This window comes from Pseudomonas sp. ATCC PTA-122608 (genome assembly GCF_001952855.1).
Taxonomy (GTDB): domain Bacteria; phylum Pseudomonadota; class Gammaproteobacteria; order Pseudomonadales; family Pseudomonadaceae; genus Aquipseudomonas.
Genome location: NZ_LPNO01000002.1, coordinates 274070 through 296432 on the forward strand (window position 1 = coordinate 274070; position 22363 = coordinate 296432).

20 protein-coding genes and 1 pseudogene are annotated in these 22363 nt (G+C 61.1%); 15 read left to right on the forward strand and 6 right to left on the reverse strand.

Annotation, left to right across the window (positions count from 1 at the left end; genetic code table 11):
* Window positions 1-14 precede the first annotated feature (14 nt).
* Window positions 15-680, forward strand: coding sequence for a GntR family transcriptional regulator (locus AU074_RS03770; RefSeq protein ID WP_076013556.1), 666 nt, complete (start codon window positions 15-17; stop codon window positions 678-680).
* Window positions 681-694: 14 nt separating this feature from the next.
* Complete coding sequence (locus AU074_RS03775; protein WP_003210853.1) at window positions 695-1546, forward strand: DUF1989 domain-containing protein; 852 nt, start codon at window positions 695-697, stop codon at window positions 1544-1546.
* Window positions 1547-1576: 30 nt separating this feature from the next.
* Here the strand turns inward: AU074_RS03775 and AU074_RS03780 are convergent, their stop codons facing one another.
* From AU074_RS03780 to AU074_RS03795, 4 genes are read right to left on the reverse strand one after another with little or no spacing between them, the layout of a single operon-like run.
* Entirely contained in the window at window positions 1577-2554 is a 978-nt protein-coding gene (locus tag AU074_RS03780) for an ABC transporter permease (RefSeq protein ID WP_076013557.1), read from the reverse strand.
* Window positions 2551-3543, reverse strand: a complete 993-nt coding sequence (locus tag AU074_RS03785) for an ABC transporter permease (RefSeq protein WP_076013558.1) — start codon at window positions 3541-3543, stop codon at window positions 2551-2553. Before AU074_RS03785 ends, AU074_RS03780 begins: the two co-directional genes overlap by 4 nt.
* Window positions 3530-5065, reverse strand: a complete 1536-nt coding sequence (locus AU074_RS03790) for a sugar ABC transporter ATP-binding protein (protein ID WP_076013559.1) — start codon at window positions 5063-5065, stop codon at window positions 3530-3532. Before AU074_RS03790 ends, AU074_RS03785 begins: the two co-directional genes overlap by 14 nt.
* Entirely contained in the window at window positions 5065-6051 is a 987-nt protein-coding gene (locus AU074_RS03795; RefSeq protein ID WP_076013560.1) for a sugar ABC transporter substrate-binding protein, read from the reverse strand. Before AU074_RS03795 ends, AU074_RS03790 begins: the two co-directional genes overlap by 1 nt.
* 265 nt (window positions 6052-6316) lie before the next feature.
* Here AU074_RS03795 and AU074_RS03800 point away from each other — a divergent pair, with 265 nt between their 5' ends.
* The 6 genes and pseudogenes from AU074_RS03800 to AU074_RS34775 form a co-directional block, all read left to right on the forward strand.
* Window positions 6317-6703 (forward strand): cupin domain-containing protein, encoded by a 387-nt coding sequence (locus AU074_RS03800; protein WP_076013561.1) that lies wholly within the window; start codon window positions 6317-6319, stop codon window positions 6701-6703.
* Window positions 6704-6771: 68 nt separating this feature from the next.
* Window positions 6772-7182, forward strand: a complete 411-nt coding sequence (locus AU074_RS03805) for a DUF3757 domain-containing protein (RefSeq protein ID WP_076013562.1) — start codon at window positions 6772-6774, stop codon at window positions 7180-7182.
* 225 nt (window positions 7183-7407) lie between these two features.
* Window positions 7408-8649, forward strand: a complete 1242-nt coding sequence (mexE, locus tag AU074_RS03810) for a multidrug efflux RND transporter periplasmic adaptor subunit MexE (protein ID WP_076013718.1) — start codon at window positions 7408-7410, stop codon at window positions 8647-8649.
* 15 nt (window positions 8650-8664) lie between these two features.
* Window positions 8665-11844, forward strand: a complete 3180-nt coding sequence (locus tag AU074_RS03815) for an efflux RND transporter permease subunit (RefSeq protein WP_076013563.1) — start codon at window positions 8665-8667, stop codon at window positions 11842-11844.
* Window positions 11841-13256, forward strand: coding sequence for an efflux transporter outer membrane subunit (locus AU074_RS03820; protein ID WP_076013564.1), 1416 nt, complete (start codon window positions 11841-11843; stop codon window positions 13254-13256). Before AU074_RS03815 ends, AU074_RS03820 begins: the two co-directional genes overlap by 4 nt.
* Window positions 13257-13717: 461 nt before the next feature.
* Window positions 13718-13804 (forward strand): annotated as a pseudogene (locus tag AU074_RS34775) (outer membrane lipoprotein carrier protein LolA); the annotation flags it as partial.
* Here the strand turns inward: AU074_RS34775 and AU074_RS03830 are convergent.
* Window positions 13800-14822: an AraC family transcriptional regulator gene (locus AU074_RS03830; protein ID WP_076013565.1), complete on the reverse strand. Its 1023-nt coding sequence runs from the start codon at window positions 14820-14822 to the stop codon at window positions 13800-13802. The pseudogene AU074_RS34775 and the gene AU074_RS03830 sit on opposite strands and share 5 nt — an antisense overlap.
* A gap of 168 nt (window positions 14823-14990) precedes the next feature.
* Between AU074_RS03830 and efeU the strand changes: the two genes are divergently transcribed.
* The 5 genes from efeU (at window position 14991) to AU074_RS03855 (ending at window position 19786) form a co-directional block, all read left to right on the forward strand.
* The gene (gene efeU / locus AU074_RS03835) at window positions 14991-15839 is read left to right on the forward strand and encodes an iron uptake transporter permease EfeU (RefSeq protein WP_076013566.1); all 849 of its coding nucleotides are present in this window, start codon (window positions 14991-14993) and stop codon (window positions 15837-15839) included.
* Between the two features lie 10 nt (window positions 15840-15849).
* Window positions 15850-17052 (forward strand): iron uptake system protein EfeO, encoded by a 1203-nt coding sequence (gene efeO, locus AU074_RS03840; protein WP_076013567.1) that lies wholly within the window; start codon window positions 15850-15852, stop codon window positions 17050-17052.
* A 14-nt stretch (window positions 17053-17066) separates the two neighbouring features.
* On the forward strand, window positions 17067-18374 hold the full coding sequence (gene efeB, locus AU074_RS03845) for an iron uptake transporter deferrochelatase/peroxidase subunit (protein WP_076013719.1): 1308 nt from the start codon (window positions 17067-17069) through the stop codon (window positions 18372-18374).
* Window positions 18375-18401: 27 nt separating this feature from the next.
* Entirely contained in the window at window positions 18402-19220 is an 819-nt protein-coding gene (gene efeO / locus AU074_RS03850) for an iron uptake system protein EfeO (protein ID WP_076013568.1), read from the forward strand.
* Window positions 19221-19357: 137 nt separating this feature from the next.
* Complete coding sequence (locus AU074_RS03855; RefSeq protein WP_076013569.1) at window positions 19358-19786, forward strand: hypothetical protein; 429 nt, start codon at window positions 19358-19360, stop codon at window positions 19784-19786.
* Between the two features lie 30 nt (window positions 19787-19816).
* Here the strand turns inward: AU074_RS03855 and pssA are convergent, their stop codons facing one another.
* Window positions 19817-21160 (reverse strand): CDP-diacylglycerol--serine O-phosphatidyltransferase, encoded by a 1344-nt coding sequence (gene pssA / locus AU074_RS03860; protein WP_076013570.1) that lies wholly within the window; start codon window positions 21158-21160, stop codon window positions 19817-19819.
* A 125-nt stretch (window positions 21161-21285) separates the two neighbouring features.
* On the opposite strand from pssA, the gene AU074_RS03865 reads away from it, so the two are divergent.
* Together AU074_RS03865 and AU074_RS03870 are read left to right on the forward strand one after the other, a co-directional pair.
* Entirely contained in the window at window positions 21286-21837 is a 552-nt protein-coding gene (locus tag AU074_RS03865; protein ID WP_076013571.1) for a TetR/AcrR family transcriptional regulator, read from the forward strand.
* 32 nt (window positions 21838-21869) lie between these two features.
* Window positions 21870-22349, forward strand: a complete 480-nt coding sequence (locus AU074_RS03870) for a nuclear transport factor 2 family protein (RefSeq protein WP_076013572.1) — start codon at window positions 21870-21872, stop codon at window positions 22347-22349.
* Window positions 22350-22363: the final 14 nt, after the last annotated feature.

Genomic DNA, 22363 nt, shown 5'->3' on the forward strand with positions numbered 1-22363 from the left:
CAAGGAGCCCCAACGTGAGTCAAGCCAAGGAACCCAGCCTGTCGCTGGCCGACCAGGTTGCCATCGAGCTGCGTGAAGACATCATCGGCGGCCGCCTGCTGCCCGGCATGCCGCTGGTGGAGAGCGAGCTGGTCAACGCCTATAACGCCTCGCGCAACACCGTGCGCGAAGCCCTGCATCACCTGGGCCGCGAAGGCCTGACCAGTTACGTGCGCAACAAAGGCGTGATCGTGCGCCGGCTCGGGGTGGATGAAGTGCGTGACCTCTTCAAGGTGCGTCGCACCCTGGAGCTGCAGGCCATCGCCGCCAGCAAGCCGTTGCGCGAGTACCAGTCCGACTTGATGCTCGAGTCCATCGAGGCCGCGCAATTGGCCCAGGATCGCGAGAACTGGCAGGCCTTCGGTACTCACAGCCTGCGCTTTCACCAACACATCGTCGGGCTGATGCGCAGCCCGTTGCTGGACGAATTCTTTACCCATATTGCAGCCCAGATGCGCCTGGTGTTTTCCAACGCCCCCAGCGAGGAAACCTTCCAGAAACCCTGGCTGGAACGCGACCGGCAGATTCACGACCTGCTGGTTGACGGCCACAAGCAAGCCGCCGGGGAAGCCCTGGGCAGCTACCTCAACGACTCCGAATCGGTGCTGCTGGACATTCTGAGCAGCATCCCCAAACCCTGAAGCGAGGACCTACCATGTACAAGGACTATCCAGCGGCCTACCAAGTCAGCAAAGGCGCTGCCTTGCAGGTCGACAAAGCCTTTTATGACCGCGTGCGCGAGTCCCGGGACGGCCGCACCCTGATCGAACAATTTGAAGTGCCGATCCGCACCGGCCGCGCCTGGAAAGTACCGGCCGGCCATGTGTTCCGTGTGACCACGCCGGTGGGCCCGCAGGTGGGCGACTTCAACGTGTGGAGTGCCAACGACCCTCGCGAACGCATGTGGGCGGCCCGCACCCGCCAACTGCAAGGCGCCCATGTCACGACCTATGACCGCCTGTGGTCGAATTTGCCGTTTTTGCGGCCGATGGTCACCATCACCGACGACAGCCTGGCCGACTACGGCATCGACGAACACGGCGGGCGCCTGCACGATTTGCTCGGCACGCGCTGCGACCCATACGTGAACAAGATGCTCACCGGCGAAGACTTCCACCACCACTGCCACTCCAACCTGACTCGCGCCGTGTTGCCCCATGGTCTGACCGAGTTCGACGTGCATGACGTACTGAACATCTTCCAGTGCACCGGCCTGAATCACGACGACATGTACTTCATGAAAGCCTGCCCGGCCAAGCAGGGCGACTACCTGGAGTTCTTTGCCGAAATCGATCTGCTGTGCGCCCTCTCCACCTGCCCAGGTGGCGACCTGTCGCTGCCGATGTGGGGCCCGGATGCGGAAGACCCGCTGAAGGTCTGCCGTCCCTTGGGGGTTGAGATCTACCGCCTCGACGACGCGCTGCTGGAAGGCTGGAAACAGCCCGAACGCGCCGCCTATAACGGCAACCATGGCCTGTTGATCCCCAAGGCTGACTGGGAAAAGTAACCGCCAGATTGACACCTGGGGCGCCGCGCCTCAGGTGTTCTGCGCGATCCTGCGACTGATAAAACTGAAGGCCAGCACCACAAAAATCAGCACGCCGGTGGCCACCTGCTGCCAGTAAAAATTCCAGCCGATCAACAGCAAGCCATTGGCAATGACGTTGATAAACAGCACACCCAGCAGCGTGCCCGGAATATTCGCCCGGCCCTGGCGATTCAACGTGGTGCCAATAAATACCGCGCCAATCGCATTCAGCAGGAACGCATTGCCCGACAGCGGCACATAAGCGCTCACCGTAGAACTGAGCAGAATCCCCGCCACCCCACACGCTAGCGCAGCGGCCAATACTGTGGTGGTGACAATGCGCCGTACCGATAACCCTGAGTAATACGCCAGCAGCGGCTGGGTGCCTTGGGCCAGCAGTTCGCGCCCCAGGCGTCCACGGGCCAGCAACAGGCCGTAGACCACTGCCAATACCAGCACGATCAACAACGGCAACGGCACACCCAACGGGCTGAAGCTCGCCAGTTCCGGCTTGAAGCCCTGGGCGATGTAGATCGGCTGGCCACCGTCCGAGAGCAACTGCTGGGCACTGGTGCCGATAAACAAGGTGCCGAGGGTCGCCAGGAACGGGCTGATCCGCAAACCCGCGATCAAGCCGGCGTTGAACAGTCCTACCAGCAACCCGGCGGCCAACGCACCAGCGATCGCCACACCCAACCCGTGCCCGGCGTTCAGTAACACTACAAAGCTGAAACTGGCGAAATCCAGCGCGGTGCCCACCGACAGGTCGATGCCACCGGCCGCCACCGCGTAGGTCATGCCGATGGCGACAATCGCCAGCAGCACGAAGTTGTTCAGCACCAGGCTTTTGAGATTACCGCCACTGAGGAACCCGGGTGCCTGCCAGGCAAACACCATGACGATGGCCACGAACACCAACGGTAACGTCAGGGGTAACAGTGAACGCCACCCACCGCCATGTGCTTGTAGCGTCGATACCTGACTCATGAAGGCTCTCCCCGGTTCAATGCACTGGAAGCCGCGACCACCAGCAAAATCAGCACGCCCTGCACACCGTTGACCCAGAAGCTCGACAGGTTCAGCAGTTGAAACCCGTTGATCAAAAAGCCGATCAGCAAGGTCGCCAGCAAGGTGCCGGGGATGCTCGCCACCAGTCGCCGGGAAAACACCACGCCGAGAAAGGCAATCGCCACCACCGATAGCAGCATGTCGCCGGAGCCGGTGGTGCTGCCGCTGAAAAATGCCGCTGAACACAAAGCCGCCACGGCGGCACACAACCCCGACAACAGATAGCTGGAAAGCACATACGCTGGCACCCGAATGCCCGCAGCCTCAGCGGCGTGCGGGTATTCCCCGACGGCATGCAGGCGCAGGCCATACGCCGTGTGCTGGATCAACAGCGTCAGCACGAAGGCCGTCACCAGCAACACCCAGGCGAGTGCCGGCACTGCCAGCCAGGTCCCGCCGCTGAGCAGGTCGAGCAACGGTGAGTCGGTGGAGACCACGGTGTTTTCGGTCAGGACCAACTCCAGGCCGGCCAGAACATTCATGCTTGCCAGGGTCGCGAGCAACGGTGGCAAACGCAGTACCACCACAGCCAGGCCATTGAGCAGGCCGACCGCCAGGCCACAGCCCAAGGTCAGCAGCAGGCTGGCCCAAAGGTCGAGACCGGCATTGTTGAGTCGGCTGAACAGTGCAGCGCACAACCCCAGATTGGCCGCCAGCGACAGGTCCAGCCCGCCAGCGACGACATTGGAACCGCCGCCGATGATCACGCAGGTCAGGCCGAAGGCAAGCACCCCCAGGATGGCCGACTGGCTGAACACATTGGCGATATTACCCACCGACAAAAAGTTTGGCGCGGCCACGGCAAACCCCAGCAGGATCGCCAGGAACACCCCCACCGAACCGCGCCGCAACACCAGTACCCACAACCGTTGGGACAAGCCCGGCGCAGCCGTCTCAAGCAGGGACATGCGCCACCTCCCGATTCACCGGCACGGATACCGTGGGCGGCACAGCCCCCGTGGCACACGCCAGCAATTGATCACTGTCCGCCTCACCGGCCAGGAACTCACCGGCAATCTCGCCTCGATGCAACACCAGGATGCGGTCGCAAATTCCCAGCAGCTCGGGCAAGTCCGAAGACAGCACCAGCACCGCAGCCCCCTCTTCCACCAGGCGCCCGATCAGGCGATAAATCTCGACTTTGGCGCCGACATCCACCCCCACGCACGGCTCATCCAACAGGTACACCGCCGAGCGTCGACTCAGCCATTTGCCCAAGGCAACCTTTTGCTGGTTGCCCCCGCTGAGTTGGCTGACCGCGGCCTGCGGACCTGGTGCCTTGATTGCCAGTTCGTCGATCAGGCGCAGGCTTTCGGCCTGTTCCTGGCGTTTGTTCAGCACCCCCCAACGGCTGAACCGCGCCAGCCCGGCCAGCGTGAGGTTTTCCAGCACCGAGAGCAGCGGTGAAATCCCTTGGCTGCGGCGCTCTTCCGGCACCAGGGCAATCCCTTGGGCGATGGCGTCGCCGGGTGAACGCAGGCGCAACAAACGGCCTTCCAGGTGGATGCTGCCGCTGTCGGCACGCGCTACGCCAAACAGGGTCTTGAGCAAGTCTTTAGCGCCCGACCCGACCAGCCCGGTCAGTCCGACGATTTCGCCTCGGCGCAGCTCCAGGTCGATCTCCCGATAGCGCCGGGCCAGGCTCAACGAGCGCACCTGCAGCAACGGTTCACCCAGTTCGACCTGAGCCTTGGGATACATGTCCTGCACCTCACGATTGACCATCAACCGCGCAATCTGCGCGCTGGAGGTATGCCGTGGCTCCACCACCGCCACATCACGACCATTGCGCAACACCGTCACCTCATCGCACAGGCTGTCGATTTCCTGCAGGTAATGGGAGATATAGAGGATTGATAAACCCTGGTCCCGCAGGCGCTTGACGATCCGCAGCAACTGGTCGACCTCGCGCTTGACCAACGCCACGCTGGGCTCGTCGAACACCAGGATTTTCGGCTGGCGAATCAACGCCCGGGTGATTTGCAGCACCTGGCGCTCGGCGCTGTTCAGCTCGCCTACCAACGCGTCGGCCGGCAGTTGCAGCTCAAAATATTCCGCCAGCAAGCGCTCGGCCTCACGCTGCTGCCGACGCCGATCCACAAACGGGCCACGGCGTAATTCATGCCCGAAAAACAACGCCTCGCCCACGGTAAAACTCGCCGGCAACAGGCGCTCCTGATGGATGAACTGCACGCCCAGGGCATCCACCTGGCGCGGCGATAGCGCGGCATACGCCTGGCCGTCAATGCTCACCTGCCCCGAGTCCGCCTTGTGGATCCCCGCCAACACCTTGATCAAGGTCGACTTGCCGGCACCGTTCTCACCCACCAGGCCGTGAATGGTGCCGCGCTCGACTTTCAGGCTCGCATCATCCAGCGCCAGGGTGGCGCCGAAACGTTTGTGCAGGTGCTGCAAGTGCAATGCAGCCATTAATCACCCCGCAGTTGCTGAACCTGCGCCAGGTTGGCAGCCGTGGTCAGCAGCGTCGCGACGTGAGTTTCCTTGGGCAGGTCGCGCTGCCCGGCCAGGTAGCGGGCCACGTTCTGCACCGCGGTCTTGCCGATCAGCGCCGGCTGCTGGGCGACCACTGCGCCCACCGGTGAATTGGCCTGGCCGAGCAGCTGCAGCACTTCAGGCGTGCCGTCCACACCATAAGTCTTGATCTCGGTGCGCTTGGCATCGATCAACGCCTTGCTCGCCCCCAGTTGCGGAATGTCCCACGCCGCCCAGATCGCCGAGACGCTGCCGGCCGGGTACTTGTTGAGCAGCGCGGACACTTGGGAATACGCATCCTGCACGGTGTTGGGGATCACATCCCGCAACTCCGGCTCGATGATTTCCAGTTGCGGGTGATCCTTGAGCGCCAGCTTCAACTGGTCATAGCGAATCGCGCACACCGGCACGCCGTAGAAGCCATTGAACACCAGGATTTTGCCCTTGCCGCCGGCGTCCTTGATCAGTTGATCGGCCAGGGCCTTGCCGGTGGCGACGTTATCAGAGGTGGTGTTGTTGAGGCTGTACTGCGAAGGCGCGTCGATGGTGAACAGCGGGATGCCGGCCTTGCTGATGCGCTTGAGCCACGGGTCGATCACGCTGAGGGTGCCAAGGGTCTGGATCACCGCATCGGGTTTCTGGGTGACCACGGTTTGCAGTTGGGTCACCAGGTTCTTGTCATTGCGCCCGGCGTCGAGGGTGATCGGCGTGCCGCCGAGGCGCTTGATCTCGTCGACCTGGGCCTGGAACGCTTTGATATCAAAATAGTGACTGGTGCCGGTCATGCTCACGGCAATGCGCTTGCCGGCCAGGGACGGCACCGCGTCGTCGCCCTCGGCGGCCTGGGACAGCGCGGCGTGGCCCAGCAACAGCGCTGCGCCAAGCCAGATGAAACGGAAACGTGAGAAAAAAGTGCAAGGCATACAAGGCTCCGCTGAGCGACGGGTGAAAGGGTTCACCTGTGTGCATTGCAGAGCCCATGCCATAAATTATTGCTAATAAAATCAATCAGATAAAAACAACGGCTGGCATCACGCTGTCCCACGTAAACCATAAGTGTCCGACTGGTGTTGCCCAGCCAACAGTTGCACACACCCAAGACCGCCGCCTACTGCACGATCATTCAATATCCATGGGGCCGTTGGGCCTAACGTAAGGCTCCGATCTGCTGAAACCCTGGAACCTCCGATGCCTGCCACCTCCGCTTCGACGCATTACACTTCGATCAACTTCGCGCAAAAATACGCCCTGTTCAGCGAGCAATGGGCGCCCAAGGTCGTCGCGCAAATGAACGACTACCAGTTCAAGGTGGTAAAGATTGAAGGTGACTTTATCTGGCACGACCATGCCGACACCGATGAAACCTTTATCGTCCTCGAAGGCACCCTGCGCATCGACTTCCGCGACGGCGCCGTGACCATCGGCCAAGGAGAAATGTATGTGGTGCCCAAAGGCGTCGAGCACAAGCCGCACGCATTGGGTGAGGTGAAGCTGCTGTTGATCGAGCCCTGCGGCGTGCTGAACACCGGCAGTGAGGGTGGCGAGCGTACGGCAATCAACGACGTGTGGATTTAGCACCTTCCGGCGTTGCCTGTTTGGGCTAGTCTTTACCTCACAGTTACTCCAGATCAGGAGCACGCGTGATGAACAGGCAGCTCAAGAAAACCTCAGCCCTCGTGATTACCCTGATGGCGTTGATGGGCAACGTCTACGCCGGCACTGCCGCCTGCCCGCCCACCCATGCCCTTAAAGATACGTACAAAAAGACGCCGACCGGCGAAGTGGTTGCCTACTCCGCGTCCGGCCCGGACGGTCAGCAATGGACCGGGCAAAACCCGATGACAGAGCAGAAGGACCTGCACCAGGTCCACTTTGAAAAGGCGGTGATCCAAAGCGGCCAGGGTCAGTCGTCGGTGGCATGCCACTACCTGGATCAGAACCACGAACCGGTGAGCATGACCCTGAAAAACCCGGTCAATGCCAAGCCGGTTGGCAACGCATGGGCCGGCAACGAATGCACGGCAACCAACCCGGCGCTCTGCACCTTTGAATAGCCAGCACGCCCGACAGTTTATAGGGCGCGCTGTTCCTTGCATCTTGCGCAACAGTCCTTTGTCATCAACAGCATTGATAGCTCCCTAACGAAACCTGCATGCTAGAGGGCTCGCTTTACGCTTATATCATTCCGAATGATAGTTACCTTTGTTTCATTCGATTCGTGAGATAGCACCCTGCCGAGCATGATCCGCCCATCTTAAATACATTGGCGGATGCACTTCATGGAACAGTCTCTCAAACATTTGCGCTATCCCTTGGCCATTTTGGCCGTGATGGTGATGAGCGCCTGCGGCAAAGCGCCGGAACAAGCAGCCGCCATGCCACCCAGCCATGTCAGCGTGGCCAAGGTGCTGGAACAACCGGTCAACGAGTGGGACGAATTCACCGGCCGCCTCGAAGCGCCGGAAACCGTACAGATCCGTCCGCGCGTGTCGGGCCAGATCGATCAGGTAGCCTTCACCGAAGGCGCGCTGGTCAAGAAAGGCGACCTGCTGTTCCAGATCGACCCACGCCCATTCCAGGCTGAAGTGCGCCGCCTCGAAGCCCAACTGCAGCAAACCAAAGCTGCTGCCTCCCGCAGTGATAACGAAGCCCAGCGCGGCGAACGCCTGCGCCAGAGCAATGCGATCTCCGCCGAACTGGCCGACTCGCGCACCACCGCCGCCCAGGAAGCCCGCGCCGCCGTCGCCGGGATCCAGGCGCAGTTGGACCTGGCCAAGTTGAACCTGAGTTTCACCCGCGTGACTTCGCCCATCAGCGGCCGTGTCAGCCGTGCCGAAATCACCGCCGGCAACCTGGTGACCGCCGATGTCACCGCGCTGACCAGCGTGGTCTCCACCGACAAGGTCTACGCCTACTTTGACGCCGATGAGCGCGTGTACCTCAAGTACACCGAACTCGCGCGCCAGGGTCGCCGTGGCGCTACCACCCCGGTGTACCTGGGCCTGTCGAATGAAACCGGCAACCCGCACCTGGGCCAGATGAACTTCGTCGACAACCAGGTCAACCCGGCCACCGGCACCATTCGCGGTCGCGCCGTGTTCGATAACAGCAAGGGCGAATACACCCCTGGCCTGTATGCCCGCTTGAAGCTGGTGGGCAGCGGCACCTACTCCGCCGTGCTGATCAGCGACGAAGCCGTGGGCACCGACCTGGGCAAGAAATTCGTACTGGTGATGGACGGCGACAAGCCTGCCTATCGCGCCGTGGAACTGGGGCCGAAGATCGAAGGCTTGCGCATTGTGCGCAGCGGCCTGACCAAGGACGACACGATCATCGTCAAGGGCTTGCAGCGCGTTCGCCCGGGATCGCCGGTTGCTCCGGAAACCATCCCGATGGCCAGCAAGGAAACCCTCGCCGCCTTGGCACAACAACGACAAGCGCTTGAAGCCAGCAACCTGGAGCAAGTGGCGCCGGATAAAGCCGCGCCCAAGCTCGCCAGTGTCGCGACTCCACGCGGTTAAGGGATACGACTCAAGATGAATTTTTCCAAGTTCTTCATTTCGCGGCCGATCTTCGCAGCGGTGTTGTCGCTGTTGATCCTGATCGCCGGCGCGATTTCACTGTTCCAGCTACCCATCAGTGAATACCCGGAAGTGGTGCCGCCGACTGTAGTGGTACGCGCCAACTTCCCGGGCGCCAACCCCAAGGTCATCGGTGAAACCGTGGCCGCGCCTCTGGAGCAAGCCATCACCGGCGTCGAGAACATGCTGTACATGTCCTCGCAATCGACCGCCGACGGCAAGCTGACCCTGACCATCACCTTCGCCCTGGGCACCGACCTGGACAACGCGCAGGTGCAGGTCCAGAACCGGGTAACCCGGACTCAGCCAAAACTGCCTGAGGAAGTGACACGCATCGGCATCACCGTGGACAAGGCCTCTCCCGACCTGACCATGGTGGTGCACATCACCTCCCCCGATCAGCGCTACAACATGCTGTACCTGTCCAACTACGCGATCCTGAATATCAAGGATGAGCTGGCACGGCTGGGCGGCGTGGGCGATGTGCAGCTGTTCGGCATGGGCGACTACTCCCTGCGGGTGTGGCTCGATCCGAACAAGACCGCCTCGCGCAACCTGACCGCCACTGATGTGGTGACAGCCATTCGCGAACAGAACCGCCAGGTAGCGGCCGGTGCACTGGGTGCGCAGCCTGCGCCGACTGACACCAGTTTCCAGCTGTCGGTGAATACCCAGGGCCGTCTGGTCACTGAGGAAGAGTTCGAGAACATCGTCATTCGTGCCGGTGACAACGGCGAAATCACGCGCCTGAAGGACATCGCGCGGGTTGAGCTGGGTTCCAGCCAATATGCCCTGCGCTCGTTGATCGACAACCAGCCGGCGGTGGCGATTCCGATCTTCCAGCGCCCTGGCTCCAACGCCATCGACATCTCCAATGAAGTGCGCGCCGAAATGGCGGAGCTGAAAAAGAGCTTCCCGGAAGGCATGGACTACCGAATCGCCTACGACCCGACCGTCTTCGTGCGCGGTTCCATCGAGGCCGTGGTTCACACCTTGTTCGAAGCACTGATTCTGGTGGTGCTGGTGGTGATCCTGTTCCTGCAAACCTGGCGTGCGTCGATCATTCCGTTGGTGGCGGTGCCGGTTTCGTTGATCGGTACCTTTGCGGTGATGCACCTGTTTGGCTTCTCGCTCAATGCGCTGTCGCTGTTCGGACTGGTGTTGGCGATTGGTATCGTGGTGGACGACGCCATCGTGGTGGTGGAGAACGTCGAGCGGAACATCGAGCTTGGACTGGAACCGTTCCCGGCCACCGAAAAGGCCATGAGCGAAGTGACCGGCCCGATCATCGCGACCGCGCTGGTACTGTGTGCGGTGTTCATTCCAGCGGCCTTTATCAGCGGCTTGACCGGGCAGTTCTATAAGCAGTTCGCCTTGACCATTGCGATCTCGACGGTAATTTCGGCGTTCAACTCGCTGACCCTGTCGCCCGCACTGGCAGCGGTATTGCTCAAAGGCCACAACGCACCGAAAGACGGCTTCTCCAGGTTCCTCGACAAGATGCTGGGCGGTTGGTTGTTCAAGCCGTTCAACCGTTTCTTCGAGAAGGCCAGCCATGGTTACGTCGGCACTGTGCGCCGGGTGATTCGCGGCAGTGGCATCGCGCTGTTCCTGTACGCCGGCCTGATGGTCCTGACCTGGCTGGGCTTTGCCCACACGCCGACCGGTTTCGTACCGGCCCAGGACAAGCAATACCTGGTGGCCTTCGCGCAATTGCCGGACGCCGCGAGCCTGGATCGCACCGAAGACGTGATCAAGCGCATGTCGGACATTGCGATGAAACAGCCGGGCGTGGAAAGCGCGATTGCCTTCCCTGGTTTGTCGATCAACGGTTTTACCAACAGCCCGAACAACGGCATCGTGTTCGTGACCTTGAAGCCGTTCGATGAGCGTAAAGACCCAAGCCTGTCGGCCGGTGCGATTGCCGGTGCACTGAATGGCAAATACAGCAGCATCCAGGAAGCCTACATGGCGATCTTCCCACCGCCGCCGGTACAGGGCCTGGGTACGATCGGCGGGTTCCGCCTGCAGGTCGAAGACCGTGGCAACCTGGGTTACGACGAGCTGTACAAAGAAGTGCAGAACATCATTACCAAGAGCCGTGGCGTGCCTGAGTTGTTCGGCCTGTTCACCAGCTACACGGTCAACGTGCCCCAAGTCGATGCTGCCATCGACCGTGAAAAGGCCAAGACCCATGGCGTGGCGATCAGTGACATCTTCGACACCCTGCAGATCTACCTGGGTTCGTTGTATGCCAACGACTTCAACCGCTTCGGGCGCACCTATCAGGTCAACGTGCAGGCTGAGCAACAGTTCCGCCAGGATGAAGACCAGATCGGTCAGCTGAAAGTGCGTAACAACAAAGGCGAGATGATTCCCCTGGCGACCTTCATCAAGGTCAGCGACACCTCGGGTCCGGACCGCGTGATGCACTACAACGGCTTCATCACCGCCGAGATCAACGGCAACGCCGCACCGGGCTACAGCTCCGGCCAGGCCCAGGTGGCGATCGAGAAACTGTTGAAAGACGAACTGCCCAACGGCATGACCTACGAGTGGACCGACCTGACCTATCAGCAAATCCTCTCGGGCAACACTGCGCTGTTCGTGTTCCCGCTCTGCGTACTGCTGGCGTTCCTGGTACTCGCCGCCCAATACGAAAGCTGGAGCCTGCCATTGGCGGTGATCCTGATCGTACCGATGACCCTGCTGTCGGCCATCACCGGGGTGATTATCTCTGGCGGCGACAACAACATCTTTACCCAGATCGGCCTGATCGTACTGGTGGGCCTGGCCTGTAAGAACGCGATTCTGATCGTCGAGTTCGCCAAGGATAAACAGCAGGAAGGCCTCGACCCGCTCGCCGCGGTACTGGAAGCCTGCCGTCTGCGTCTGCGGCCGATCCTGATGACCTCGTTCGCCTTCATCATGGGTGTGGTGCCTCTGGTGTTGTCCAGCGGTGCCGGTGCCGAGATGCGTCATGCCATGGGTGTGGCGGTGTTCTCCGGGATGATCGGCGTGACCTTCTTCGGTCTGCTGCTGACCCCAGTGTTCTATGTACTGATCCGCCGGTTTGTTGAACGCGGTGAGGCGCGCAAAGCGGCCAAGGCCTTGAAGCTGGAGACACAGCAATGAGCGTGAAAGTATTTTTGCCGAGCTTGCTGGTACTGGCGCTGAGCGCCTGTGCCGTGGGCCCGGACTATAAAACCCAGCCACTGGAGGCGGCCAACGTAACGGCCGCCGCCGACGCCAAGCAGTACGACCACGCGAAGTTCGAAGGCATCTGGTGGCAGCAGTTCGAGGACCCGACCCTTAACCAGTTGGTGACTCAGTCCCTGAACGGTAACCGTGACCTGCGGGTGGCATTTGCCCGCCTGCGGGCGGCCCGGGCGATTCGTGATGACGCGGCCAATGACGTGATGCCGGTGATCACCAGCCGCGCCAGCAGCGACGTGGGCAAAGGCCAGATTCCGGGCCAGACCACCAAACGCGTCAACAGTGAGCGTTATGACCTGGGCCTGGACATGGCCTGGGAAGTGGACTTGTTCGGGCGCATCCGCCGCAACCTCGAGGCCAGCGACGCTGACCAACAGGTTGCCGAGGCCGACCTGTATCAACTGCAAGTCACGATGATTGCCGAGCTGGTGGATGCTTACGGTCAACTGCGAGGCGCGCAACTGCGTGAGAAGATCGCGGTGGCCAACCTGAAGAATCAGGAGGATTCGCGCGGCATTACGGTCAGCCTGCGGGATGCCGGTGTGGGCGATCAGCTCGATGTAGTGCGTGCCGATGCGCGGCTGGCGGCTGTAGAAGCCAGTGTGCCGCAACTGCAGGCCGAGGAAGTTCGCGAGCGTAATCGCATCGCTACCCTGCTCGGTGAGCGTCCGGACAAGTTGAGCGTGGATTTGAGCCCGAAAGATTTGCCGGCGATTGCCAAGGCGTTGCCGATTGGTGATCCGGGGCAACTGTTGCAGCGTCGTCCGGACATTCTCAGTGCCGAGCGTAAGTTGGCAGCCGCCACGGCGCGGATTGGGGTGGCCAAGGCTGATCTGTTTCCGCGGGTGAGCCTCAGTGGGTTCCTCGGGTTTACCGCTGGGCGGGGTTCGCAGATTGGGTCGGCGGCGGCGAATGCCTGGTCGCTGGGTCCGAGCATTACCTGGGCGGCGTTTGACTTGGGTAGCGTGCGGGCGCGGTTGCGCGGCGCGGATGCCGAGGCGGATGGCGCTCTGGCGAGCTATGAACAGCAGGTGTTGCTGGCGCTGGAAGAATCGGAAAATGCCTTCAGTGATTACGGTAAACGCCAGCAGCGGTTGGTTTCGCTGATTCGTCAGAGTGAGTCGAGCCGGGCTGCTGCGGATCTGGCGGAGATTCGTTACCGCGAAGGGACGGTGGATTTCCTGGTGTTGCTGGACGCGCAACGTGAGCGTTTGGCTGCCGAGGATTCGCAGGCTCAGGCCGAGGTGGATCTGTATCGTGGGATTGTCGCGATTTACAAGGCGTTGGGGGGTGGGTGGCAGCCGAGTACCACCATCGCCAGTGCCAAGTGATGTGATTTAAAGAGCTCCTTTGGTTGGTCGCATCCAGCCAATTTTTAGCCCCGTGCCGTCATTCGGTCGCGGGGCTTTTTTTGGGCTGAGGTTTTGTGTGTATATCCGTTATTTGGGTGATGGCTGATATGGGTTCCGCTCTTACAGCGGCTCACTTTTGAACAGCGCAAAAGTAAGCAAAACGCTCTTGCCCCACCACTCGGCACCTCGCTTAGGCTCGGTGTGCCCTCACTCCGGCTTTGGACCGTGGGCCGCCGCGATGGGCCATCCTTGGCCCAGCACGGCTAACCCGGCGTCCTGCCGGGTTACCCACGCTCCAAAGCCTGCGTTCGGCCAGCGTGGTTTAACGGGGCGCCTAAGATCAAGATCAAAAGCAAGAGCACAGCGGCCTACCGGCCGGCTTGAGTGTGGAAGAGCAAAATCAGAAACTAAAGCGGGCACGGTCAAATGTGGGAGCGGGCTTGCTCGCGAAGGTCGTTAACGATGACGCTGGCATTCTGGATGAACGCGGCGCCCTCAAGTTTTTCGCGAGCAAGCTCGCTCCTACAGGTTCGGCGTTTCGTTAAGTATCAGGCTGCGATAGTGCCCGGGGTTGGAGCCCGACCACTTGCGGAAGGCTTTGTAGAACGAGCTGGCATCGGCAAACCCCAGGCGGGTGGCGATTTCGGTAAAGCTGATGTCGGAGTCCGCCAACCACACGATCGCCAGTTCTTTGCGCACGCTGTCCTTGAGACCTTGGTAGGTCTGCCCTTCTTCCGCCAGGCGCCGGCGCAGGGTGGAGGCGGAGATGCACAGCGACGCGGCCAGGCCTTCGGTTTCCGGCCAGGTATCGGCGGGCATTTGCCGAAGGTCAGTCTTGATGCGGGTGGCGAGGCTGTCGGGGTCGCGGTATTTGACGAGGATGTTGGCGGGGGCATGGGCCAGGAAGCGCTTGAGTTCTTCCGGGCTGCGTTTGATTGGCAGGTCGAGGCAGTCGGCGGAGAAAATCATTCGGGTGCGCGGCCGGTCGAAGCGCAGGTTGTCGGAGAACATCACTTGGTAGTCGTCGCAGAAGTCTGGCTGCGGGCAGCGCAGTTCGATCGCCAGGATCGGGATGCGCCGCCCCGCCAGCCAGCAGGCGACGCCGTGGACGATCATCCAGTAGGCGAAGTAGGTGAAGGCTCGCTTGGGTTCAGGCTCCGGTTCCAACAGTACGATTTCCGCCAGGCTCTGCTGGTGCACCAGTTGCGCCGGCATGCGCTCGAACATCAGCGACAGGAAGCCCAGGCCGGTTTCCAGCGCGGTGGCCAGGGTCGGTTGGGCCATCGAGGCGCGGCACAGGAATTCCAGGCTGCCGGATTTGAGCTTGCGCGGGTCCATGCCGAAAAATTCGTCGTCCATCCGCCGTGCCAGCAGGCGCCATAAACGCGCGTAAGCCGTTGCCGGGACGCGTGCGGTTGGCTGGCCGAGCAGCGCGGGATCGATTCCGACTTTATTCAATACTTCATCGGTCGCCGCACCCGGCGCGCAGCTCTGCAACAGGGCTTCGCGGACCAGTTGGATGGAAATGGTGTCTTTTTCCGACATGGGGAATGGAGCGATCCGGTGGCTTGGGCAATGCCGCGCATTCTAGTGGGGGTTGCGGTTTGCCACCACCGTTCAGTCAAGGTTCAGTAAAGGTCAAGATTCACTGTTTAGTAATGAGTATCATTATGTTACAACTTAGCTTCCTATCTAGTGACGATTCGGTGCCGAATGCTTGTTCCTTTTTTAATCATGCTGCGCGAAGGCATAGAAGCCGCCTTGATCGTTGGCATTATTGCCAGCTACCTCAAGCAAACTGGCCGTGGCCAGTACATGCCCGCAGTGTGGATCGGCGTATTTCTGGCAGCAGCCCTGGCACTGCTGGTCGGCGGTGGCCTGGAACTGGTGAGTGCCGAATTCCCGCAGAAACAACAGGAACTGTTCGAAGGCCTCGTCGGCCTGGTGGCCGTGGGCATTCTCAGCTCCATGGTGTTCTGGATGCGCAAGGTGGCGCGCTCCATCAAGCATTCCCTGCATGAATCCCTCGATCATGCCCTCGCCGGCTCCAAACACCAGGTCACGGCGCTGATCGCCATGGTGTTTTTTGCCGTGGCCCGTGAAGGTCTCGAAACCGTGTTCTTCCTGCTGGCCGTGTTCCAGCAAAGCGAAGGCCCGGGCGCGCCGATTGGCGCCCTGCTCGGCCTGATCCTGGCGATCATCGTCGGCTTCCTGATCTACACCGGCAGCATGCGCCTGAACCTCGGCGCATTCTTCCGCTGGACCGGCCTGTTTATCCTGGTGGTCGCCGCCGGCATCCTCGCCAACTCGGTACAAGCCCTGCACGAAGCCGGGGTGTGGAACCACCTGCAAACCGTCTTGTTCGATTTCAGCGCGACGCTGCCGATGGATGGCCCGCTGGGCTCGGTGCTGGCCGGCATGTTCGGCTATCAGGACGCCCCGACCATCAGCACCCTCGGCGCCTACCTGATTTACCTGGTGGTGGCCCTGGTGATGTTCTTCCTGCCCGCGCCGCCGAGCAAGCCGGCTACCCGCACAACTTCTTCCGTTTCCAGCCAGTAAGGACCGCCTCTTGTCCAACCCAACCCCTCAACCGGCTCCGCCGTCCCGCGCCTTGCGCTGGGCGGTGGGCGGCTCGGTGGTCGTGATGATCGCCGCCGGTGGCCTGTTCTACTACGCCTCGCAACTGGCCGCCTCCAAGCGCCAGGCCAACCACAATGAAATTGCCGTCACCATCCACGCCCACAGCTGCGAGCCGAATGCGCTGACAGTGCCGGCAGGACGCGCCAGTTTCCGCATCATCAACCGCTCGGACCGTGCCGTGGAGTGGGAAATCCTCGACGGCGTGCTGGTGGTCGAAGAGCGCGAAAATATCGCCCCGGGCCTGAGCCAGGTGATCAACGCCAACCTGCTGCCCGGCGACTACCAGATCACCTGCGGCCTGCTGAGCAACCCGCGTGGCACCTTGAAGGTGACACCGACTGCCGAGTCGGACGCCCAAGCCAAGGCCAAGCCGTCTATGGTGGCGTTTATCGGCCCGCTGTCGGAGTTCCGCGTGTACCTGAGCAGTCAGGGCGGCGCGCTGGTCAAGGCCGTTACGGCACTTGACCAGGCCATCGAAGCCGGCGACCTCGCCCAGGCCCAGGCACTTTACGTACCGGCCCGCGAGGCCTACCAGCGTCTGGCCCCGGCCTCCCAACGCCTGGCGGAACTGGACAACGCGATCAACGCCCGCGCCGACTACTTTGAAAAGCGCGAGCAGGACCCGGCCTTCAGCGGCTTCCACCGTCTCGAATACGGCCTGTTCCAGCAACGCAATCTCGATGGCCTGGCGCCGATTGCCCAGCGCCTGGTCACCGACGTCACCAGCCTCAAGCAACAGCTGCTGGCCCAGTCGCTGCCGCCGGAGCAACTGGTGAGCATCGTGGTGCGCAACCTCAACAGCCTGGCTGACGTACGCGCCGCCAGCGGCGAGGAAGAGCGCTACAGCCATACCGATCTCAACGGCTTCGCCGCCAACCTGGATGCCGCCCGCAAAGTGGTGGACCTGATGCGCCCGCTGTTGACCAAATCTGCCGCGCAATTGCTGCCGGGGATCGACAGCGCGATCAGCGCCCTCGACGCCGAACTCAACGGTTTGAAAGTCGATGGCCGCTACGCCACGTATGACAGCGTTACCGCCGATCAGCGCAAGCAGATCGCCGACAAGGCCAAGGCTCTGGCCGTTGCACTCGATGGAATCGACCCCGCCCTTGGCCTTTCCGGCCTGAAGTGAAGACGACCGTAGACATGAGTGATTCAGAACAGTTTTCATCCCAGCGTCGTCGTGTATTGCTGGGCATGGCCGCCACCGGCGCTGCGATTGCCGGCAGCAGCCTGAGCTGCCCGGCGATGGCTGCCAACGCTGCCGCGCAAGTCACCACCGCACCGAGCAGTGAAAAGACCCAGGACCATCACGATTACCACGGCAAGCACCAGACCGGCATCGTCACCCCGCGCCCGGCCTGCGGCATGCTGGTGGCGTTCGACGTGTTGGCCAGCGACCGCGAAGACCTGGAGCGGCTGTTCCGCACCTTGAACGAGCGCATCGCGTTCCTGATGACCGGCGGCACTGTGGTGCAAGTCGATCCAAAACTGCCCCCCACCGACTCCGGCATCCTCGGCCCGGTGGTGACCCCGGACAACCTGACCATCACCGTGTCGGTGGGCGAGTCGCTGTTCGACGAGCGCTTCGGCCTGGCCGCTGCCAAGCCCAAGCGCCTGATCCGCATGGTCGGTTTCCCCAACGATGCGCTGGAACCGGCGCAGTGCCACGGCGACCTGAGCCTGCAGTTCAGCTCCAACACCCCGGACACCAACATCCATGCCCTGCGCGACATCGTGAAAAACCTGCCGGACCTGCTGCTGGTGCGCTGGAAGCAGGAAGGCAGCGTGCCGCCCCAGGCCCCTGCCCGCCCTGGCGAGCCGGCGCAGAGTGCGCGCAACTTCCTCGGTTTTCGCGACGGCTCGGCCAACCCGAACTCCAACGACAATAAGGCGATGGACCAGATTGTGTGGGTACAGCCGGGCAGCGACGAACCGGCCTGGGCCGTCAATGGCAGCTACCAGGCGGTGCGGATCATCCGCAACTTCGTCGAGCGCTGGGACCGCACGCCCCTGCAAGAGCAAGAAAGCATCATTGGCCGGATCAAGACCAGTGGCGCGCCCATGGATGGCCAGAAAGAAACCCAGGTGCCGGACTACAGCAAGGACCCGGAAGGCAAGTTGACCAAGCTCGATGCCCACATCCGCCTGGCCAACCCACGCACCCCGCAGACCCAGGCCAACCTGATCCTGCGCCGGCCGTTCAACTACTCCAACGGCGTCAACAAAAACGGTCAGCTCGACATGGGGCTGTTGTTCATCTGCTACCAGGCTGACCTGGAGAAAGGCTTTATCAGCGTGCAAACCCGGCTCAACGGCGAGCCCCTGGAGGAATACCTGAAGCCGGTCGGCGGCGGTTATTTCTTCACCTTGCCGGGCGTCACCGGTGCCCAGGATTTCATCGGGCGCTCGCTGCTTGATGCGACACATCCTCAAACTACTGCCAATACCTAAAACAAACCCCAGAGCGGAAATCGTCCCATGAAGAAGTCGTCTCTCGCATTGTCGTTGTTAATGAGCCTTTCGCCGCTGGCCGCCTTCGCCGCCACCGCGCCGCTGGACCTGGTAGGGCCGGTGTCGGACTACAAGATCTACGTCACCGAAGAAATCGGCGAACTGGTCACCCAGACCCAGGCGTTCACCGACGCCGTAAAAAAAGGCGACCTGGCCACCGCCAAGAAGCTATACGCGCCAACCCGCGTTCACTATGAGTCGATCGAGCCGATCGCCGAGCTGTTCAGCGACCTCGACGCCTCCATCGACTCCCGTGTCGACGACCACGAAAAAGGCGTGAAAGCCGAAGACTTCACCGGCTTCCACCGCATCGAGTACAGCCTGTTCTCCGAGAACACCACCAAAGGCCTGGACGCCCTGGCGGACAAGCTCAGCAGCGACGTACTGGACCTGAAAACCCGGGTTGACGGCCTGACCTTCCCGCCGGAAAAAGTCGTCGGTGGTGCTGCTGCCCTGCTTGAAGAAGTGGCCGCGACCAAGATCTCCGGTGAAGAAGACCGCTACAGCCACACCGACCTGTATGACTTCCAGGGCAACATCGACGGTGCGAAGAAAATCGTCGACCTGTTCCGTCCGCAGATCGAGAAGCAAGACAAGGCGTTCGTCGCCAAAGTCGACAAGAACTTCGCGGCCGTGGACAAGATCCTGGCCAAGTACAAAACCAAGGATGGCGGTTTTGAAACCTACGACAAGGTCAAGGAAGCGGACCGTAAAGCCCTGGTTGGCCCGGTCAATACCCTGGCGGAAGACCTGTCCACCTTGCGTGGCAAGCTCGGCTTGAACTGATTGGCATGCTGCCTGCTTCTCCCGCGCCCTGACGCAGGGGAAGCAGGTCGGTACCTGTTAACTTTGACAGTAGACAGCCCATACAAAATCAACCTTCATGACAGTAGACGCTTCCGTCTAACGCCAGGGAGTTCGTGATGAACACTAAACTGATTGATGAGACAACATTTGACGAAGAAGAATGGAATGGCTGGTACGCCGACTCGGCCTACCCAATGGAAATCGTGAAGCAGGGGTCGCGTTATTACGCACAGCCGGGACCAACGTCACCATCAGCGATTGCCGTCCTGACCAAACATTTTTCACTGAAGCATGGCGAAGAACACCTATTCCAACTGAGATACAAAGCCACAGTCGATGCCTGGTATACACTTTATTTTGATCAGCGAACGCTGACGTCTGTAGAATTGAAAAAAACATCTGAGGCAACAATCAGCGTCCCCTTCAAACTCGTTGAATCAGAAGGCGGCCCTGGCTCTCTCAGGATCCAGATTCAACCGCCGCCTGACAGCAGAAATGACGCCGTCGCAATTGACACGTTGTACCTTGCGGCTGTTTCTCGCTGAAGTGGAAAACGCCGGGTAAGAGGCCTTCCTCTACAAAATCCGATACAACAACCGCTCGATCCGCACCCGGCTGACCCGACGCAAAAACTTGCCGACGGCCGCCGGGTACTCCACCAGGGTTTCCAGTTGCTGGTAGCGTTCAATACGCGAGGTGTGCTGGAAAATCTCCGCAAGCTCGGTGCGCCGAAGCCCTACCCATTCACCCTTCGGATCATCGATCAACAAGGCATTTTCCAGGTCGAGGCGAAATGCTCGTGGGTTGATGTTGTTGCCCGTCAGCAAGGTGTAGCGCTGGTCGACCCACATGCCCTTGAGGTGGTAGGTGTTGTCGCCGTCGCGCCACAGGTGCAGGTTCAACTGGCCGCTGTCGATCATGCGTTGATGGCGCTTGGCAAAGCGTCGCAGGCTGATTTCGTAGAGATACGGTAGCGCGGCGATGACCTTGAACGGCTCGCTCGGCGGGATGTAGAAGTCGTTGGCGGTCTTGTCACCGACGATGATGTCGATCTTCACCCCGCGCGCCAGGGCGCGGTTGATTTCCCGGGTCACTGGCAGCGGCAGGTTGAAGTACGGCGTGCAGATGGTCAACTGATGCTGGGCGCTGGCAATCAGCTCGCAGATCACCCGGCTCAGGGGGTTGTTCTTGCACACGCCCAGCAACGGGCTGACCGTCAGGTTGCCGTTTGGCAACTGCCCGGCCGTGGTGTCATACACCGCGTGCTTCAGCCGGCTGCGCAGGTCGCCGATGTCGTTACGCAGGCTGCGGGTGGTCGGCGGGTTGGGCAGGTCCAGCCGATGCACGGCCTTGGAGGCCACCAGGCCGTGCTCCACCAGGTGCTGCATCGAGTCGGCCAGCGCCTTGTTGTGGATCAGGTGGTAACGGTCATAACGGTATTTGTCAAACTTGTGCAGGTACACGTTGTTCAGGCTGGCGCCGCTGTACAGCACGCTGTCATCGATCACGAAGCCCTTGAGGTGCAGCACGCCGAACAGTTCGCGGGTTTGCACCGGCACGCCGTACACCGGCACTTCGGTGCTGTGGGACTGGGTCATGGCCTGGTACCAGGCGCTGTTGCCCGGTTGCTTGCCAGCCCCGATCAAACCGCGCTGGGCGCGCAGCGAGTCGACCATCACCACGATATCCAGCCCGGGCCGTGCAGCCTTGGCGGCATGCAACGCGTCATAGATCTCTTGCCCGGCCTCGTCCTGTTGCAGGTACAACGCCACGATGTAGATGCGCTGGGTGGCCTGGGAGATTTTCTCCAACAGGCAACGGCGGTACTGCGCAGCGCCGGACAGCACCTCGATCGCGTCAGGGGTGAGGGGAAAACCGCGCAGCTTGGGCAACAGGGAGCGTTTGAATAACGACGGCATAGGGCTCGCAATGGGTCGAATCCGAAGGACTCGAGAGCTTACACCATGGGGTGGCTCAGGTCTTCCCGCCCGGGGTTAAAAATAATTAATTGACCAAGGAGAACGATCGTTCTACTGTAGATTGCATGAACGATATCACTCGCGACATTATCCTCGACGTTACCGAAAAGTTGATCTACCGAAATGGCATCGCTGCCACCGGCATGGATCTTCTGGTGAAAACCGCCGGCGTCTCCAGAAAGAGCGTCTACCGCTACTTCGCCAACAAGGACGAACTGGTGATTGCCGCCCTGCAACGCCGCGACGAGCGCTGGATGCACTGGCTGCGCAACGAAGTTGAACACCACGCCACCACGGGCGAGCGCCTGCTGGGTGTGTTCAGCGCGTTGAAAACCTGGTTCGGCTCCGATGACTTTCGCGGCTGCGCCTTCATCAACACCAGCGGCGAGACCGGCGACCCGCAAGACCCGGTGCGCCTGCTGGCCAAGGCCCATAAACAGAAGCTGTTCGAATATGCCCTCGAACTGTGTCAAGCACATGGCACCCCCAACCCGGAACGCCAGGCCGCGCACCTGCTGATCCTGATTGATGGCGCCATTACCGTAGCCCTGGTCATGGGCGACTCAACCGCTGCCGATAACGCGCAATCCATGGCGCGAACTTTATTGCAACTTTGACCTGACTTTTAAACCTGTTAAGGAGCCGTCCCATGTCATCTAACGCAGAAATACGCCCGCCGTTGCCGCCATTCACCCGTGAATCGGCCATTGAAAAAGTTCGCCTGGCCGAGGACGGCTGGAACTCCCGCGACCCGCAACGGGTATCCCTGGCGTATACCTTGGATACCCAATGGCGTAACCGCGCCGAGTTCGCCCATAACCGCGAGGAAGCCAAGGGTTTCCTGACCCGCAAATGGGCCAAGGAACTGGATTATCGGTTGATCAAGGAGTTGTGGGCGTTTACCGGCAATCGCATCGCGGTGCGTTATGCCTATGAATGGCATGACGACTCCGGCAACTGGTTCCGCTCCTACGGCAACGAGAACTGGGAGTTTGATGAGAATGGCTTGATGGCGAACCGGTTTGCCTGCATCAACGACATGCCGATCAAGGAAAGCGAGCGCAAGTTCCACTGGCCGCTGGGACGGCGTCCGGATGAGCATCCGGGGTTGTCAGAGCTTGGGTTGTAAACAACAACCTGTAG